Raw genomic sequence first — 725 nt, forward strand, 5'->3', positions numbered from 1 at the left:
TCATGTGCCCCGCCTGCGCCTCGCCGAGCAGGTCCCCCGCGCCGCGCATGTCGAGATCGCGCGCCGCGATCGCAAAGCCCGCGCCAAGGCGGTCGAACGCCTCCAGCGTCCGCAATCGTTTAAGCGTGCGCGGCGCGATCTCTGCATCGCCCGCGGTCAGCAGGAGCACCTGGCCGCGCCGACTGCCGCGCCCGACCCGCCCGCGAAGCTGGTGGAGTTGCGACAGGCCAAACCGGTCCGCGCGCCACAGGATCATCGTGTTGGCGCGCGGTACGTCGAGCCCGGCTTCGATGATGTTGGTCGCCAGCAGCACGTCGCCTTCGCCGCGGCCGAACCGCACCATCGCTTCGTCGATCTCCGCGGCCGGCATCTTGCCATGCGCCTGGAGCAGCTCGAGTTCGGGCACGATCTGCGCCAGCTGCTCGGCGAGCTTCGTCATGTCCTCGATCCGCGGCACCACCACGAAGCTTTGCCCGCCGCGGCTCTTCTCGCGCAGCAACGCCGCACGGACGAGATCCCGGTCGAACACCGCGACCGCGGTACGGATCGGTTGGCGCCGCGCCGGCGGCGTCGCGATCACCGACAATTGCTGCAAGCCGACCAGTGCAGTCTGCAAGGTGCGCGGGATCGGCGTCGCCGACAGCGTCAGCGTGTGCCCCGCGCCCAGCGAGCGCAGCCGTTCCTTGTCGGCGGCGCCGAAGCGCTGCTCCTCATCGACCACGACC

At 70.6% G+C, this 725-nt stretch carries 1 protein-coding gene; it reads right to left on the reverse strand.

Annotation, left to right across the window (positions count from 1 at the left end; genetic code table 11):
* On the reverse strand, window positions 1-725 hold a 725-nt coding region (locus tag ACFE77_RS09900), incomplete at both ends, for a helicase-related protein (protein WP_375421503.1).

The sequence above is a fragment of the uncultured Sphingomonas sp. genome, assembly GCF_964243315.1.
Taxonomy (GTDB): Bacteria; Pseudomonadota; Alphaproteobacteria; order Sphingomonadales; family Sphingomonadaceae; genus Sphingomonas.